The sequence below is a fragment of the Paenibacillus sp. N119s genome, from assembly GCF_059447605.1.
In genome coordinates this window covers 71,501-86,984 of record NZ_JCAJRU010000001.1, presented here as the reverse complement: position 1 = coordinate 86,984, position 15,484 = coordinate 71,501, and the positions used below count along the sequence as shown (strand labels likewise).

The window sequence follows — 15,484 nt, the reverse complement described above, 5'->3', positions numbered from 1 at the left end:
GTTGAAATCAATAGTAGCTGCTTGAATTCAATGAGCTTATGATAGCAGGCAATAGAGCAACACCAATAATGATATAGACTACAATTACAATAGCGGCCCAAAGCAGGCCTGCTTTAGCGTAGTTCGCTTTGCTCGGATTCGTCGAGCCGCTAAAAGCCCACACAAACAGCATGACAAGTCCCACTACTGGTATAGCCATTAGAAGTAAACTGATCATCCACTCCTTGAATGAAACAGGGGGTGGGTAAACAGGGGCTGGTCTGGATGGTGCTCCTTGTTGGTTGTATTGCGGATTTAACGAGTTAGACAATTGGATCTTCTCCTTACGTGTTTAGTATGTTGTGTTTCCTATATTGTCCAGAACATCATACATGATATGACAATAAGCAACAAGTAAAATTCACTAAACAGTCTAATAGTACTATCAATTGATCTGAAATAGGTCTATTCACCCTATTGACGAAGCATTGATTATGTATTAATGTATTGATATTATCATTTTGTTTTTATCAATTGAATAAAAATAAAAATTATATAAAGCATTCGTTGCTTTTGAACCAAAAGCGATAATGCCCCAAATAGAAGCAGGTAGGTGACACAAGTGACAGATGGGATGAAACACAATCACAGTGGCTTGACGGAAGAACAATTTTTGGCCCTTTATGATGCGAATCAATATGAGCGTCCGTCCGTAACGGTAGATATGCTGCTATTTACTGTAATGGATCAGATCCAGCAGAATTACCGCAAGCTGCCGGAGAAAACACTTCAACTCCTATTGATCCAAAGAGGAGAGCACCCTTTTATAGGGCAATGGGCGTTGCCTGGCGGTTTTGTGGGTATGAATGAAAGCCTAGAAGAAGCTGCGCGACGCGAGCTTAAAACCGAAACCAATGTGGATCAGATTTATATGGAGCAGCTGTATACTTGGGGAGATGTGGCACGTGATCCGCGTATGCGGGTAATCAGCTGTGCTTACATGGCGCTAGTCGATCATGAATCCTTGGAGGTACAGGCAGGGGATGATGCAGCAGATGCTCAATGGTTTGAACTGGATTACACTGTGGCTCAGGAGACGCGGACGAATCAACCGAAAGGTTACACATGGGAGCAGAACATTAACATTACATTGAAGCATGGGGATATCCTTCTAACAGCCAAAGTGAAAGTAACTGAAATTCTTAAGGGAAAAACCATAGAAATGAAGCGAGAAGTGCTGGAGTCACAGGGAATTGCTTTTGATCATGCCAAAATTATCGCGTACGGTATTGAGCGTCTGCGCAGCAAAATTGAATATACAGATATCGCGTTTCACCTGATGCCAGCTCTATTTACACTGAGTGAGCTTCAGCAGGTGTATGAAATTATTTTAGGTAAGGAGCTGTTAGCCGCAGCTTTTCGTCGTAAAATAGCAGATCTCGTGGAAGAAACCAATGAGTATAGGAAGGCAGCCGGACATCGTCCGTCCAAGTTATACCGATTTAAACCACGGTCACGCTTTATATAGTATTAAAGGAAGAAGAAATGGGGATTTTTTATGGAAAAGTTTACATTTTTTTATCGCAGTCATTCGCCCTTTTCGCAATGGTACCCTTGTGAATTTGTTGTGGATGGATTGGAGTTTAACTGTGCCGAGCAATATATGATGCTAAAAAAAGCACAGCTTTTTGGGGATGAAGAGGCTGCCCTGAAAATTATGCAAGCCCCTACCCCAAGGGAACAAAAGGCCCGTGGCCGCAGTGTGCGCGGTTTTAACCAATCCTTGTGGGAAGCAAATTGCCGGCAATTCGTGTATGACGGAAATTATGCCAAGTTCACCCAAAATGTGAATTTGCTCAAGCACTTGCTTAAAACGAAAGGAACTACCCTGGTTGAGGCTAGTCCGACGGACACCATTTGGGGGGTAGGCTTAGCAGAAAATGATGCACGTATACAGCATCGTAAGCTATGGCGTGGTACGAACTGGCTGGGGGAAATATTAACGAATTTACGTGAGGATTTATTGCAAAAGGAGGACTCTTCGTCATGAAAAATACAATGACTTCCCGAAGTAATCGGGATACCAGGTCGCATATGGCGCATGAAACACTGTCCATTTTGGAGAATGGGCATTATACGAATACCAAACAGGTACAAGTAAATATAGCAAAAGAGGTAGAGAATGCGGTCACAGGCTCGAAATTATATAAGCCTACTCAACTGGTGGCTATAAAGCAAGAGGCAGAGCAAAAAATAAAAAGTATATGGGGTGCTTCCTCCCATGTAGGCGAACAGACGATCATTGGAAAGATGGAAGTTACGGGAGAAAGTACGTTGCAGGCCGCACATAGACTCCTGGTTGAGGAGAAGCGGGGATATGTAGCATGTTTAAATTTTGCATCAGCTAAAAACCCAGGGGGCGGATTCCTTGGAGGCAGTCAGGCTCAAGAGGAAAGCTTGGCTCGTTCATCAGCGCTATATCCGTGTATTTCACAAATGGAGGAAATGTACCAACATAATCGGAAGCTGCGCAGCTGTTTTTATTCAGATTATATGGTTTATTCTCCGCAGGTTCCTGTTTTTCGTGATGATCAGGGAGCATTGCTGGAAAATCCGTACCTAGTCGATTTCCTGACCGCGCCAGCTGTGAACGCTGGAATTGTGCGTGAGCGTGAGCCAGAGCAAGTGCACCGGATTGGAGAAGTCATGTTGGAACGCATTCGTTACATATTGGGAATGGCGATGCAAAACAGTGTACAACATCTTGTGCTTGGTGCTTATGGCTGCGGGGTATTTCGTAATAAGCCGGAAGAGGTTGCAGATTGGTTTAAGCAAGTGCTTGTAGCTGAAGGATATGGACTGCTGTTTGAGCGGATTGTCTTTGCCGTATTAGACCACAAAGCAGAGCAACGTACTTTAAACAGTTTTAAAAATACTTTATCCTGATACTAGAGACCAATTAAAATAAAATAGGAGAGTGCTGAATGAAGCCATCTTCCAATATTACTTGGCATGTATCAGAAGTTGATAAGCAAGCTCGGCAGCTTCTGAACGGACATAAAAGCCCGGTGCTTTGGTTTACGGGGCTGTCCGGCTCGGGAAAGTCAACGGTATCCTCTACTCTCGAAAAAGCGTTATATGCACGAGGTATACGTACATTTATTTTAGATGGGGATAATATTCGGCATGGTTTAAATCGCAATTTGGGTTTCCTGCCTGCTGACCGCAAAGAAAATATTCGTCGCATTGCGGAAGTGTCCAAGCTGATGGCCCATGCGGGTATTCTAACGATTTGCGCTACCATTTCGCCATATCGTGAGGATCGTGAAATGGTAAAGGATATTTTACAACAGGAAGGCTGCTACGAGATTTATATACAGTGCAGTCTGGAGGAATGTGAGCGACGTGATCCAAAAGGAATGTACAAAAAAGCACGAGCCGGGGAAATTCAACATTTCACGGGGATTGATGCTCCATATGAAGCGCCACTGGAACCTGATTTAATCGTATCGACTGAAGACCGGGAGGTGAATCAGTCGGTACAGGATATTCTGGATTTTCTCGATAGAAAGCAGCTGCTATTATGATTTTATGATGAAATCCAGATGAATATTATCTGAAAGTCTTTATAGTCAAACCTGAAGAAGTGATCAATAAAATCATTATAGAACGTAAAAATTGAAGTGATTTTATTTGTAAATAATTACAGCACTGTTACTACGGCAAGCCATATTGGGCTTGCTTTTTTGTTTTTCGATTTAAACTAATTCTAAATCCTAAATTATAATCATTATAAAAAAGTATTGATTTTTGTTTGTGTGCAATTTATAGTGAAAGGCATATGGTCTACCAATTCAATCAAGAGGTGATTTCAATTATGAGTAACCAACCAACGAACCTGACTACAAGCTGGGGCGCTCCTGTTGGAGATAATCAGAATTCGATTACAGCAGGCTCACGGGGGCCTGTACTAATTCAGGATGTGCATCTGCTAGAAAAATTGGCGCATTTTAACCGGGAGCGTGTGCCTGAACGCGTTGTTCATGCCAAAGGTGCGGGGGCACACGGATATTTTGAAGTCACTAATGATTTGTCTTCATATACAAAAGCAAGTTTTTTGTCTGAAGTAGGCAAGCGTACTCCGATGTTTATCCGTTTTTCTACTGTAGCCGGTGAGCTAGGTTCATCTGATACTGTACGTGATCCACGTGGTTTTGCGGTGAAATTTTATACAGAAGAAGGAAACTATGATCTCGTGGGCAATAATACGCCTGTTTTCTTTATTCGGGATGCCATTAAATTTCCTGACTTTATTCATACGCAAAAACGTCATCCCCAAACACATCTGAAAAACCCGAATGCGGTCTGGGATTTCTGGTCCTTGTCTCCTGAATCGCTGCATCAGGTAAGTATCCTGATGTCTGACCGCGGTATTCCCGCTACACTGAGACATATGCATGGTTTCGGCAGCCACACGTTCAAGTGGGTAAATGCTGAGGGGCAGGCTGTATGGGTGAAATATCATTTTAAAACAGAGCAAGGCATACAAAATCTCGATGTAGATTTAGCTGCGAAAATTGCCGGTGAAAACCCGGATTATCATATAGAAGATTTGTTTAATGCGATTAAAAAGGGTGATTTCCCGGCATGGAAACTTTATGTGCAGATTATGCCTTTAGAAGACGCAAATACGTACCGTTTTGATCCGTTCGATGTGACCAAAGTATGGTCTCAAAAGGATTACCCGCTGATTGAGGTAGGGCGTATGGTGCTGAATCGCAATCCTGAAAACTACTTTGCTGAGGTAGAGCAGGCGACATTCTCGCCGGGTTCATTTGTTCCTGGTATTGAGGCATCCCCAGATAAGATGCTGCAAGGACGCCTGTTTGCCTACGGCGATGCGCATCGCTACCGTGTAGGTGCAAATCATAATTCGTTGCCGATCAACCGTCCGCATGCAGAAGTACACAACTATCAACGCGACGGCGCATTGCGCAGTGACGGTAATGGTGGGGGATCTGTCTATTACGAGCCGAATAGTCTCGGTGGACCGAAAGAAACACCAGCTCACAAAATCGCTCCATTTGAGGTGGCTGGCGAGGCACAAAGTGTAGCCTACGATCATAACGATCACTATACACAGCCAGGTGATCTGTACCGCTTGCTCAGTGAAGAAGAGCGCTCACGTCTGGTTCGTAACATCGTATATGCGATGAAGCCCGTAGAAAGTGATGAAATCAAACTGCGTCAGATCGGTCATTTCTATAAAGCGGATCCTGAATACGGACGCCGTGTATCTGAAGGTCTGGGCTTGACAGTTCCGCAAGGCGAATAGATTTATTTGCTAGCTTAAACCAAAAGGCTGCTTAACCATTAATAAAATGGTTAGCAGCCTTTTGGTTTTATTCAGATATTTGTAATTTGGGATGACATATCTTTATGAATTAATGCATCGGTGCTTTGGCAGTGCCATGTTCAACATGAACTCTGCGAATGAAAAACGCAAGGATCAGACCGACCACACTGATGATCATCGCAAAGAAAAATGAATGCTGAGATCCGATTACCATGGCATTGGCCATTTCATTTACGGACTGAGGCATGCTGGATTGGCTCAAATAGCTGTCCATGCCTTTGGAGAGAATACTTACCGCTACGGCAGTACCGATTGCACCGGCCACTTGCTGGAGCGTACTCATAATAGCCGTTCCATCTGGGTATAAATCCATAGGAAGCTGGTTGAGACCGTTCGTTTGAGCTGGCATCATAATCATGGAAATACCGATCATCAAGCAGCTATGCAGCACAATAATCAGTATAAGCGTGGATGTCGTTGTAATGCCGGACAGGAAAAACAACACAGCCGCCACGATCACAAGTCCTGGAATCACAAGCCATTTGGGACCGAATTTATCGAATAAGGAGCCCATAACAGGCGACAAGAGACCGTTGATAATCCCACCTGGCAGAAGCACCAAACCTGCTGTTAGAGCGGACAAGGCCAGCCCTTTTTGCAAAAAGAGTGGAAGAATCAGCATCGTAGAAAGGATCGTCATCATACATAAGAACACCATGATAACGCCGATCACAAACATTGGATATTTAAACACACGCAAATTCAGCATAGGTGCTTTCATTTTCAACTGTCGTACAGAGAACAGAATGAGCGATACCACACCGACGATTACAGGAAGCAAAACAATCAGGCTGGTCCAGCCTTCGCCACCTTCACCGGATTTACTGAAACCAAACACGACACCGCCAAAGCCAATGGAAGACAGAACAATAGATAAAAGATCAATCTTGGGCTTGGTCGGTTCTGAGACATTCTGCATAAATAAAATACCACAGATCAGAGAGAGAACCAGGAACGGCAGGGAGATCCAGAAGATCCAGTGCCAAGATAAATTTTGCAGTACCAGTCCAGCAATGGTAGGCCCTACCGCAGGTGCAAACATAATAACCAGTCCGATGATTCCCATAGCCGCGCCTCTCTTTTCAGCTGGGAAGATAATTAAAATCGTGTTAAACATCAATGGCAATAACAGCGCTGTACCCATAGCCTGCAAAATGCGTGCAATCAATAACACCGAAAAGGTAGGGGCAAGGGCCGCGACGAGACAACCAGCTATTGAGAATAGCAACGATGCCACAAACAACTGTCTTGTCGTAAAGGTTTGAAGCAGCAGTCCCGATACAGGCACTAAAATACCAAGTGTCAGCAGATAAGCGGTAGTCAGCCATTGAGCTGTTGCTGTGGTAATGTGCAAAATCTGCATTAAATCATTCAACGCAATGTTAAGTGCCGTTTCACTGAACATTCCAATAAAGCCACTAAGGAGCAGGGCGATCATAATAGGTAGCACCTTGAACGTTTTGGGTTCAGAGGGTGAACTTGTTTGACTCATTGTACTCATGTTATTTTTGTTCCTCCAATAAATTAATGGGTATTGAATTATAGCGATCGGTCTATATATAATAAACATGCTATTATTTTTTTGTCAAAGTAAATGTTTAAATATTATATAATGAAGGATGCTGTATATGGCTGCTAAACCCGAATCATATGAGAATATCGTACAAACGGCGTCGAGACTCTTTTTTCACCAGGGGTATCATGCGACCGGACTGAATCAGATTCTTGCGGAGAGTGGATCACCGAAGGGATCACTTTATTATTATTTTCCACAGGGTAAAGAAGAGCTGGCTTTGGAGTGCATAAAAAGAGGGAATGAGTTTATTAAGCAAAAATTGAAGCAGACATTGAACGGAAACGAAAATCCTGTACTAGCCATTCAGAATTTTATTCGTCATACAGCTGAAGAGGCAGACCGTCTTGGCTTTGACAGCTTCATGCCGATTAGCTTCTGGGCTGCTGCGGAAACTTCCTGTATTAGTGAATCACTACGTCATGCCTGTGTGAATACGTTTACAGATTGGCAGCACATCTATATGGAGCGTCTTCAGGAATCGGGCTTGGACGAGGAGAAGGCGCACAGTCTAGCGGTACTAATCATTTCGATGCTCGAAGGGGCATTAATTTTAGCCGTTACACAACAGAGCAGCGCTCCTATTTACAATATCGTGGATTACATTCCACAGTTGGTCAAATCATTTTAGCTTCCTGTTTTCAAGCACCCTAATGAGCCACCAGCAAGTGACTTTAGAAAGTCGATGTTTTCATTTTTGAAAACTCGGCTTTTTGGTGCATCTTGGGACATAATTTTACTCACATTACCAGTACCAAATGATGAAAAGTATGGTAAAATGGAATGAATTTGATTTTGCACGAAAGGAAGAGTGATAGCAAGTGGCAAAAGCGAAGGTACCCAAACGGCCTACTCGGGATGAATTTGTACTGGAGGAAATCGGGAATCAGCTTGTAGAAGCACAACAAGAGCAATCCGAAGTTGTATTGACTGTATGGGGACGCGAAGAAACAACCCGCGGACAAATCGTTAAAATGGACCCGAGAACAGGCAAGGTTCATGTAGAGAGTAATGGAGAAACGGATAAAGTTCCTTTTATGGATATCATGAGTGTAAATTACCCGAGAGATTAGTTGTGATTACATAAATATAGCAGAAAGGGATAGAATGAATGTCAAAGTTTGACGTCTCCCTTACAATCGGTATTTTTACGGACTTTTTGCTTATTTAGCTATAGCAGGATATCTCAAACGTAATAACCAGGATGATCCGTCTAATGACTATTATGAGTGTCTGGAAAAATGTTAATAACTAAAAATTATTTATTTGTGCATAAAAAAACAACCGATGGCTGTGAACCACTCGGTTGTTTTTTTATATTTTGCAGTATAAGTGGTGAAAGAGCGTCGCATTGATGCGTCTGTCTGGGCCTCGTATCTGTTTATGTAGCCTTGATCGGGCTGGTATGACTGGCACGTGCTTCGGCTTTCTTAAGCACCTTACGATCAAAAATGAAGGGGCCAAACGGCAACAGCGAGGCAATCAAGGCTGTAAGGCCTTGCAGCAGCGTAATTTTACGTAAAATCAGCATGACTACAATTGCAACTACATAAGCCACAAACAGCACCCCATGGATCATTCCCACCCAGCTTACCATCTGCGGCATTCCAGCTGCGTACTTAAGTGGCATGGCAATACATACAAGTAGCAGATAAGAAATCGCTTCAACATTGCCAATGAACCCAAACGTCTTAAAAGCATTTTTGAACATAGGTACATCTCCTTTTTTCATTACTTAAAATTTAATATATCCTATGATGTAATGCTATTGAACGGTAGAAAGTTACGATATATCGAATATTTACAGCTAGCTTTTAATATTTCCTCTAATACTAGGGTAACAACGTTTGGTTTGTATGGTTTAGTGTAAGAAAAATGTTTAGTTAGCCAAGCTTAAAAGACTCTGTGTATATGGCAGTTTAGATGTTAGCATGTACCCGATTAGTAAAGAATGCAGGTGTTAGGTCTAAACATTTTGTATAGAAATTCCGATAACAGTTAAATGAACGTCTGTACGTTATGGTATTTATTTTAAAAGCTGGATTACAGCAGAAGGGTTTGTGAGTTTACTTATTTATTTTGACAACATAAAATTTCAATACTGGTATCAAGGAGAGCATAAAACATGAATAAAAAACGTTTGCGTCAATGGATGGCTCCGTTCGCAACGGCTACGCTGATTTTGAATACGGGGTATGGCATTTTGGGACCCGATGCAGTGGCTAGCGCGTTGCCGACTGAAAGGCATAACTCAAATCTGACAGGTTTGAACATACCACAATCACATACCAAATTAGCGACCGTTCAAGGACGCCAAATACCGATCACTTCTAGTACGAAATTGACTACATTAACCGGTCAGAAGCCTAATATTAACCAAGTGATGAAATTAATGTCGACCCAATTGGTTACTGCGAATATTGCGCCAGCAGATGTAAGCAATCTGACAGCGATTCCTACAGAAACAACAAAAGTAAATTTGTCCTGGACTAATCCATCGGACATCAATTTTGACCACGTAAAAGTGGTTAATGTCACTAACGATGTATATGTTGATAACATTCGAAGTAACTCTTATATGATGAGTGGTTTACAGCCGAATACGACATATACCTTTCGAGTAAAGACAGTGAATAAGAGCGGCAACGAATCTCTAGGTACGACAGTACAGGTTAAAACAGCTTCCACTGATGCCCCTGTGGATAAGACACCCCCAGGAGAAGTAAGCGGGCTGACAGCGACAAATATAGGATATAATGGGTTTACCATCAATTACATACTGCCTAAGGATGCTGACTTAAGCCAAGCGATTATTTATTTAAATGGTACAGAAATTCAGAAAACCACAGGCACGTCTTACACGTTTAATGTCTTGAATGCTGCTACAGCCTACACTGTAATGGTCAAAACGATAGACAAATTCGGAAACATATCTCAAGGAGTTAGTATTCCGGTTACAACGTCTTCAGTCTCTACCGATATCGTGCCCGAGGTAACAGGTGCTTCAGTGACATCAGTAAACAACTATAGCGTTACTGTTTCCTGGACAAAACCTAGCGGAATTAGTACGGTTAGTCTATATAAGGATGGGCAACTGGTAACTGATTCAACAGGATCATCCTATACATTTAACAATCTTTCGGCAAGCCAGACATACACGTTCACGATAAAATCCAAGCGAAGCACAGGTGCGTTGTCCTCCGGTGTGAAGTTGACCGCCACAACGAACAGTACATCCTCTAATTCGTCAGAAGTGTCCAATCTTGAAGTCGATAGCAAAAGTGGCACCTGGATCAAAATTACCTACGATATGCCAAGTCGAGCAGAGAAGGTAAAAATCTATGTTGATGGTGATTATAAAGGAACTACAACCTCAGAATCCTATAAAATAACGGATTTACGAGAAGGACGCTGGTATGAGATTAAGGTCATAACCGTAAATAGTAATGGAAGGGAATCTAGTGGTGTAAAGATATCTGAGCGTACGAATTCGGATGGTTCCTACTCTTCGTCCTCTAGTTCCTCAAACTATGAGAAAGCGAGAGATTTAATGCGGATTGCAGAAAACAGTCTAAATGCGTCTGACTGGCGTTCTGCCAGAGATGCGATTAGTGATCTGCCAACCGGTACACGTAAAAGCGATCTGCTGGACCGACTAGAGGCTATTCGCAATAGAGCATTAGGCACCGGCAGTTCATCGTCCGGAACAAACTCTACTACCACTACTTCCGGTACTACGACGAGTTACACGAACAATGCAGTTGCTTCATATTCAACGTCCTTTACCCTGACACCAGGAGCTAAAACAGCTTATGTAGACGGCCGGGCTACAACGATAGCTCAGGCGCCGAAAGTCATAAATGGAGTGACGATGGTTCCGTTACGTTTTATTAGTGAACGAGTGGGTTACGATGTAAACTATGAAAAAGGAACCAAAAAGATCATTCTGAATCGCCCTACAGATGGCAAACAAGTAGTACTTCAAGTCAAGAATTCAACCCTTGCTGTATATGAATTGAACAACTCCCGGAATTATTCGACGAGCATCACTGCTCCGGTTATTGTTAATGGCTACACGCTGGTTCCATTAAGAGTCATCAGCGAGCTTTCGGGTTATCAGGTGAACTATAATGCAGCATCCAAACAGATTACGATTACCAAGTAAATACTTCTGTAAAAAAGAGTTCTAAAGTACATAACTTTAGAACTCTTTTTGTTAGGAATTTATCATGATGTCGGTGATACACTGATTGGTATCTCAATGCATACCTGTCCGCCGCTTGTCTCGGTGGAGTTGGTGATGATCAGCTTTCCGCCGTGCAGGTTCACAATGGATTTTGTTATGTACAAGCCCATACCGTAATGTCCAGTTAATCTTCTGGACGAGTCGCCCATATAAAATTGCTCGGCTGCTTGTTTGAGGCCTTCCGCAGAGAAACCCGGGCCCTCATCCACGATGCTGAAATGAATACAGTCTCCCGCAGACTCCACAGTCAGCCGGATCTCGCTATATTCTGGCGCTTGATCCACTGCATTAGAAGCAACATTCATGATGGCCCGCTCAAGCAGAATTGGGTCTATATACAGGGTCCTAGGAAGGTTAAATGCAGCAAATACGACAGAAATTTTTTTGACAGCAGCCAGAGCCATTACCTGATCTTTTATCTTCGTTAAATAGAAGTCAGTATTTATTGTTTCCGTCTGCAGAGTGGCCACTGTTTCCGCTTTTGACATTTCAATAAGCGTCTTGATATACTGCTCCATTTGCCTGTTGCTCTCCGCTATATAATCAGTATAGTTCTTTTGCTCCTCAGATTGCTCGGTTTCGGTCAGAAGCTCTACGTTTCCGCGAATGATAGTAAGCGGTGTTTTGATATCGTGTGCCAGGGCGGATATTTGCTCACGACGTGATCTTTCGAGATTCCATTGTTTCTGAAGCGAAGTCTTTAATGTTTCTTTCATTGTATCCATGGAATGGAGGACCTGATCGATCTCCATCACGCCACTGAGCTGAATTGAAAAGTCCAGATCCTGCGCTTGAATTTGCTTTGTAGCCTGCTGCAATCCATTCATTTTGTGTGTCAGCTTTCGTCCGAAGTTGGAAGCCAGTAAGACACCCCCTCCCAGGAAGGCGATGCAGAACACGGCAAAAAAGGACAATTCCGCGTTCGGCAGATATTGACGCAGGATAGGAGGTTCAAACTGAGCCGAGACTGAATAGCGCATCACAGTAACTTTTTCATGATGTGAGACTTTTACATAGTTATAGGGAAATTGATAAGTAGTATCCTTCTGCTGCGTCACATTCCAAGCGGCTTGAGCCTGTTTTTCAGAAAGATTTCCCTCAATGAGGCGGCCTTTTGAAGTAAATAATGCGTATTTATATAGTTTCTGCCGAGAATCCGGCTGCAGGGTTTTGCCAGCTTCAATGATTGTCTTGTCCTCATGCACCTGATTCTCAGCATAGTTTGCGGGGAGAATGATCCCACAAGACATCAGGACATAGAAGATGAGGACCAGGATGAGTGCGAGTGCAATCGTGCCAGTACAAAACATAACTAAATAACCTAAGAAAATGGTTCGCAGTTTGGTTGTTTTGCGTGCTTGCTGTACTTTGGTTACTTCCATCGGTACCCGATCCCCCAAACGGTCTCCACTGGGGAAGCCTCTACTTTGCCAAGCTTGGCCCGGATATTTTTGATATGCTCCACGATGGTAGCGGAATCGCTGTCCCCATCAAAGCCAAAGACGGCTTCGTAAATTTGTTCTTTAGAGAATACCTGGCCCCAGTTCAAAGCTAGAAACTTACATATCTCATATTCACTTTTGGTAAATGGGACTACTACATTTTGAACAGTGATTTCCTTGCCGGACAGGTTGAAATGAACTTCCCCAATGCAGAATACATTACGGCGTTCGCGATTCTCCCGTCTAAGATGGGCATTGATTCTTGCGCGCAGCTCTCCAGCCCCAAACGGCTTGACAATATAATCGTCTGCTCCTTCCCCAAGACCCAACATCACATCGTTTTCCATGGATTTTGCTGTGAGGAACAGGATGGGACAGTCTACCTTGCTGCGAATTTCCCGACAGAGTACGTACCCGTCCATGGTAGGCATCATCACGTCAAGCAGTATGAGGTCAAAGGCTCCAAGCTGCATGGTGAGAACCTGTGGGGAGTCGGAGACCACCGTGACAACATGGCCATCTTTCTGCAAAATATTTTGAAGGAGTGCCAAAACGGCGGGTTCATCATCAACGGCCAACAAGTTTGCCATGTTTAGTTCACTTCCCTTGCTTTCTTTACTCTAATCTTTATTCCGACGAATTTTGTCCTTCCCAACGACAAATCCATAACCCTAATAATACCATGATGACTAAGGTCCCTACTACGCAATATCTGATTCCCCAATCAAGCTGTATAGCTTCAGGAATAAATTCTGTTGAGCTTACAGCGTATTGCACCCAAATCGTAATGAACCGGGCCGCCCAAGCAGGGGGGATGAATATCCAATTATGATCACCCAGCCCTGTAAGAAGCAAAGCGGACAATAGACTCTCCATGATGCCCAGACCGATGGAAGCTCCCTTGCCGAACCGCAAACTAATAAAAAAATGCAAAATATAAAGGAATACACTGGACATAAACAGAATGCAGGCAGCCAACACATAAAACTTCAAATCATACGGTGACTCTCTCATCAGATATATATAGCCAGCCCCAAAGCCGCCGGAGGCAAGCAGCACACTGCCAAATCCCAAGATCAGGAGCAGGATAAGCTTACTCAAAAAAGGTAACAGCTTCACTGGCGAGGTCAAGAGCTGCTGGAAGTTCCCAGCGACTGATTCCTGCTCAACAGCAATGGAGCAGACAATACCGATCATGGTAGGAAGAGCCACTGCCAGGATTTGCAAATAGCCGTCCACCTTCGAAATCGGTGAGTACGGAGTAAAGGAATAGTAGGCTAGAAAGATTGCTATGCCCAAAAGCGGCACAAGCAGCTGTACCAGCAATAGGGGTTGTCTTCTAAGTTTAAGCACATCAGATTTTAGATAGCGTAAGAAAGATATCATCTTATTTAGCCTCCCGTTTGCGGAAAGACATGGCCGTCAGTACGGACAAAATCATGAATAGACAAACTGTGATCACTAGTCCGGGCGCAATTACGCCTTGATCCAAAAGTGGATCTCCTGAAGGCACAGCAAGCCCATTAGGCAGCACTTGAATGACGGCGCACATCAATCGCGCCGGGATAGCATAGGGCACGGCCCACCATATAGAAGATGTTGCGAACAAGATCGTGCAAGCTACGTTACCCAGCATATTGATGATAAGAGTGGCAAACATGCCTATTCGGTCCGTTAGAAACAGGCAAAGTGGAATTTGCCACAAAAAGGTGATGAAGAGTATCAGCGTTGCAGCGACGCTTCCTGCTAGTGTCACGGAAGTTGAAAATACGAATCCGCCGAGAGTTATGCCTATAAATAGGATAATAAAAGAAAACATTAAGAGTCTTACACAAACTCCGATTTTACCGTACCATACCTGAGCCGAATCCACAGACATTCCGAGGATAGCATGGTATTTCAGCTTCTTGCCGTCCTTTTGAATTACTCCTGAACACATTAAGGTCAGGGTACCTGGTAGTAGCATGATATACCACCAATTGTAGCTGGTGCTTTGGAACATATGTCCTCCCATGAGTCCGGTACATAGAAGAAGAGTAACGATGGGGGCTAGCCAGACCAGCTTTTTCGTGAAGGTACGCTTTAATTTTAGATGTTCAGCGGCTATGTATTGCTGCATCCTACTCATCTCCTTTTCGATATTCTTGCGCAATCTGCATGAACAACGATTCCAGGTCTTGCCCAGGAGTGACTGCCTCTTGATAAGCTAATACGCCGCCGGCAATGATACCGACATGGTCAACAATTTGCTCGACTTCGGATAGGATATGACTGGAAAGAATTACGGTAATTCCTTGCTTCGGGAAGGAGCGAATCAGCTCGCGTTGCTCCTGAATGCCGATAGGGTCTAGTCCGTTGGTTGGCTCATCTAGGATCAATAGCTTGGGATGATTGAGGAGCGCAATGGCAATGCCTAGTCGCTGTTTCATCCCCATCGAGAACTGACCAGAACGCTTTTTTCCGGTATGGGTCAAATCGACAATACTCAATACTTCATCAATCCGTGAATCAGGCAATCCCAGCAACGTTGTACGAACCTTAAGGTTTTCTCTAGCTGTCAAATTCTCATAGAGTGGAGGGGATTCGATCAGCGCGCCGATCTGAGCGAGATCTTTCCGCGACCAAGGTTTTCCTTGAAATAAAATCTCACCAGCTGTCGGGCGCAGCATGCCGGTTAGCATTTTTAAGGTGGTTGATTTTCCTGCCCCATTTGGACCGAGCAGTCCATACACTGAATTCTCCTGAATAGACAACGCGACGTTGTTCACTGCCTGCTGTCGTCCAAAGGTTTTGCAGAGATTTTTTGTCTGTAAAATAATGTTATCCAT

Annotated in this window: 16 protein-coding genes; 8 read left to right on the top strand and 8 right to left on the bottom strand. The window is 43.6% G+C overall.

Annotated features, from left to right (window positions below; all coding sequences use genetic code 11):
* Positions 1-7: 7 nt before the first annotated feature.
* Positions 8-310 carry a hypothetical protein gene (locus AC5V8P_RS00460; RefSeq protein WP_064797114.1) on the bottom strand — a complete coding sequence of 101 codons (303 nt, stop codon included), beginning with the start codon at positions 308-310 and terminating at the stop codon, positions 8-10.
* Positions 311-601: 291 nt separating this feature from the next.
* Here AC5V8P_RS00460 and AC5V8P_RS00455 point away from each other — a divergent pair, with 291 nt between their 5' ends.
* The 5 genes from AC5V8P_RS00455 (at position 602) to katA (ending at position 5,314) form a co-directional block, all read left to right on the top strand.
* Complete coding sequence (locus AC5V8P_RS00455) at positions 602-1,507, top strand: NUDIX hydrolase (RefSeq protein WP_064797115.1); 906 nt, start codon at positions 602-604, stop codon at positions 1,505-1,507.
* A 30-nt stretch (positions 1,508-1,537) separates the two neighbouring features.
* Entirely contained in the window at positions 1,538-2,029 is a 492-nt protein-coding gene (ybiA, locus tag AC5V8P_RS00450; protein ID WP_064797116.1) for a riboflavin biosynthesis intermediates N-glycosidase, read from the top strand.
* Complete coding sequence (locus AC5V8P_RS00445) at positions 2,026-2,925, top strand: TIGR02452 family protein (protein WP_064797117.1); 900 nt, start codon at positions 2,026-2,028, stop codon at positions 2,923-2,925. Before ybiA ends, AC5V8P_RS00445 begins: the two co-directional genes overlap by 4 nt.
* A 38-nt stretch (positions 2,926-2,963) precedes the next feature.
* Positions 2,964-3,566 (top strand): adenylyl-sulfate kinase, encoded by a 603-nt coding sequence (gene cysC / locus AC5V8P_RS00440; protein WP_063210487.1) that lies wholly within the window; start codon positions 2,964-2,966, stop codon positions 3,564-3,566.
* A gap of 290 nt (positions 3,567-3,856) precedes the next feature.
* Positions 3,857-5,314: a catalase KatA gene (katA, locus tag AC5V8P_RS00435; protein ID WP_064797118.1), complete on the top strand. Its 1,458-nt coding sequence runs from the start codon at positions 3,857-3,859 to the stop codon at positions 5,312-5,314.
* Between the two features lie 109 nt (positions 5,315-5,423).
* Here katA and AC5V8P_RS00430 read toward each other — a convergent pair whose 3' ends face one another.
* Positions 5,424-6,887 carry a DHA2 family efflux MFS transporter permease subunit gene (locus AC5V8P_RS00430; RefSeq protein ID WP_064797188.1) on the bottom strand — a complete coding sequence of 488 codons (1,464 nt, stop codon included), beginning with the start codon at positions 6,885-6,887 and terminating at the stop codon, positions 5,424-5,426.
* A 136-nt stretch (positions 6,888-7,023) separates the two neighbouring features.
* Between AC5V8P_RS00430 and AC5V8P_RS00425 the strand changes: the two genes are divergently transcribed.
* On the top strand, positions 7,024-7,599 hold the full coding sequence (locus AC5V8P_RS00425) for a TetR/AcrR family transcriptional regulator (RefSeq protein WP_063210482.1): 576 nt from the start codon (positions 7,024-7,026) through the stop codon (positions 7,597-7,599).
* A 190-nt stretch (positions 7,600-7,789) separates the two neighbouring features.
* On the top strand, positions 7,790-8,041 hold the full coding sequence (locus tag AC5V8P_RS00420) for a YolD-like family protein (RefSeq protein ID WP_063210480.1): 252 nt from the start codon (positions 7,790-7,792) through the stop codon (positions 8,039-8,041).
* A 308-nt stretch (positions 8,042-8,349) separates the two neighbouring features.
* Here the strand turns inward: AC5V8P_RS00420 and AC5V8P_RS00415 are convergent, their stop codons facing one another.
* A complete protein-coding gene (locus tag AC5V8P_RS00415; RefSeq protein ID WP_063210478.1) occupies positions 8,350-8,679 on the bottom strand; it encodes a DUF3817 domain-containing protein in 330 nt (109 codons plus the stop codon).
* Positions 8,680-9,093: 414 nt separating this feature from the next.
* Between AC5V8P_RS00415 and AC5V8P_RS00410 the strand changes: the two genes are divergently transcribed.
* Positions 9,094-11,133: a fibronectin type III domain-containing protein gene (locus tag AC5V8P_RS00410; protein ID WP_064797119.1), complete on the top strand. Its 2,040-nt coding sequence runs from the start codon at positions 9,094-9,096 to the stop codon at positions 11,131-11,133.
* Between the two features lie 62 nt (positions 11,134-11,195).
* On the opposite strand, the gene AC5V8P_RS00405 is transcribed toward AC5V8P_RS00410, so the two are convergent.
* From AC5V8P_RS00405 to AC5V8P_RS00385, 5 genes are read right to left on the bottom strand one after another with little or no spacing between them, the layout of a single operon-like run.
* Positions 11,196-12,596 (bottom strand): HAMP domain-containing sensor histidine kinase, encoded by a 1,401-nt coding sequence (locus AC5V8P_RS00405; RefSeq protein WP_064797120.1) that lies wholly within the window; start codon positions 12,594-12,596, stop codon positions 11,196-11,198.
* Positions 12,587-13,246, bottom strand: coding sequence for a response regulator transcription factor (locus tag AC5V8P_RS00400; protein ID WP_064797121.1), 660 nt, complete (start codon positions 13,244-13,246; stop codon positions 12,587-12,589). Before AC5V8P_RS00400 ends, AC5V8P_RS00405 begins: the two co-directional genes overlap by 10 nt.
* A gap of 37 nt (positions 13,247-13,283) precedes the next feature.
* Positions 13,284-14,042 (bottom strand): lantibiotic immunity ABC transporter MutG family permease subunit, encoded by a 759-nt coding sequence (locus AC5V8P_RS00395; protein WP_064797122.1) that lies wholly within the window; start codon positions 14,040-14,042, stop codon positions 13,284-13,286.
* A 1-nt stretch (position 14,043) separates the two neighbouring features.
* On the bottom strand, positions 14,044-14,775 hold the full coding sequence (locus AC5V8P_RS00390; RefSeq protein ID WP_064797123.1) for a lantibiotic immunity ABC transporter MutE/EpiE family permease subunit: 732 nt from the start codon (positions 14,773-14,775) through the stop codon (positions 14,044-14,046).
* A gap of 1 nt (position 14,776) precedes the next feature.
* Positions 14,777-15,484 carry a lantibiotic protection ABC transporter ATP-binding protein gene (locus AC5V8P_RS00385; protein WP_064797124.1) on the bottom strand — a complete coding sequence of 236 codons (708 nt, stop codon included), beginning with the start codon at positions 15,482-15,484 and terminating at the stop codon, positions 14,777-14,779.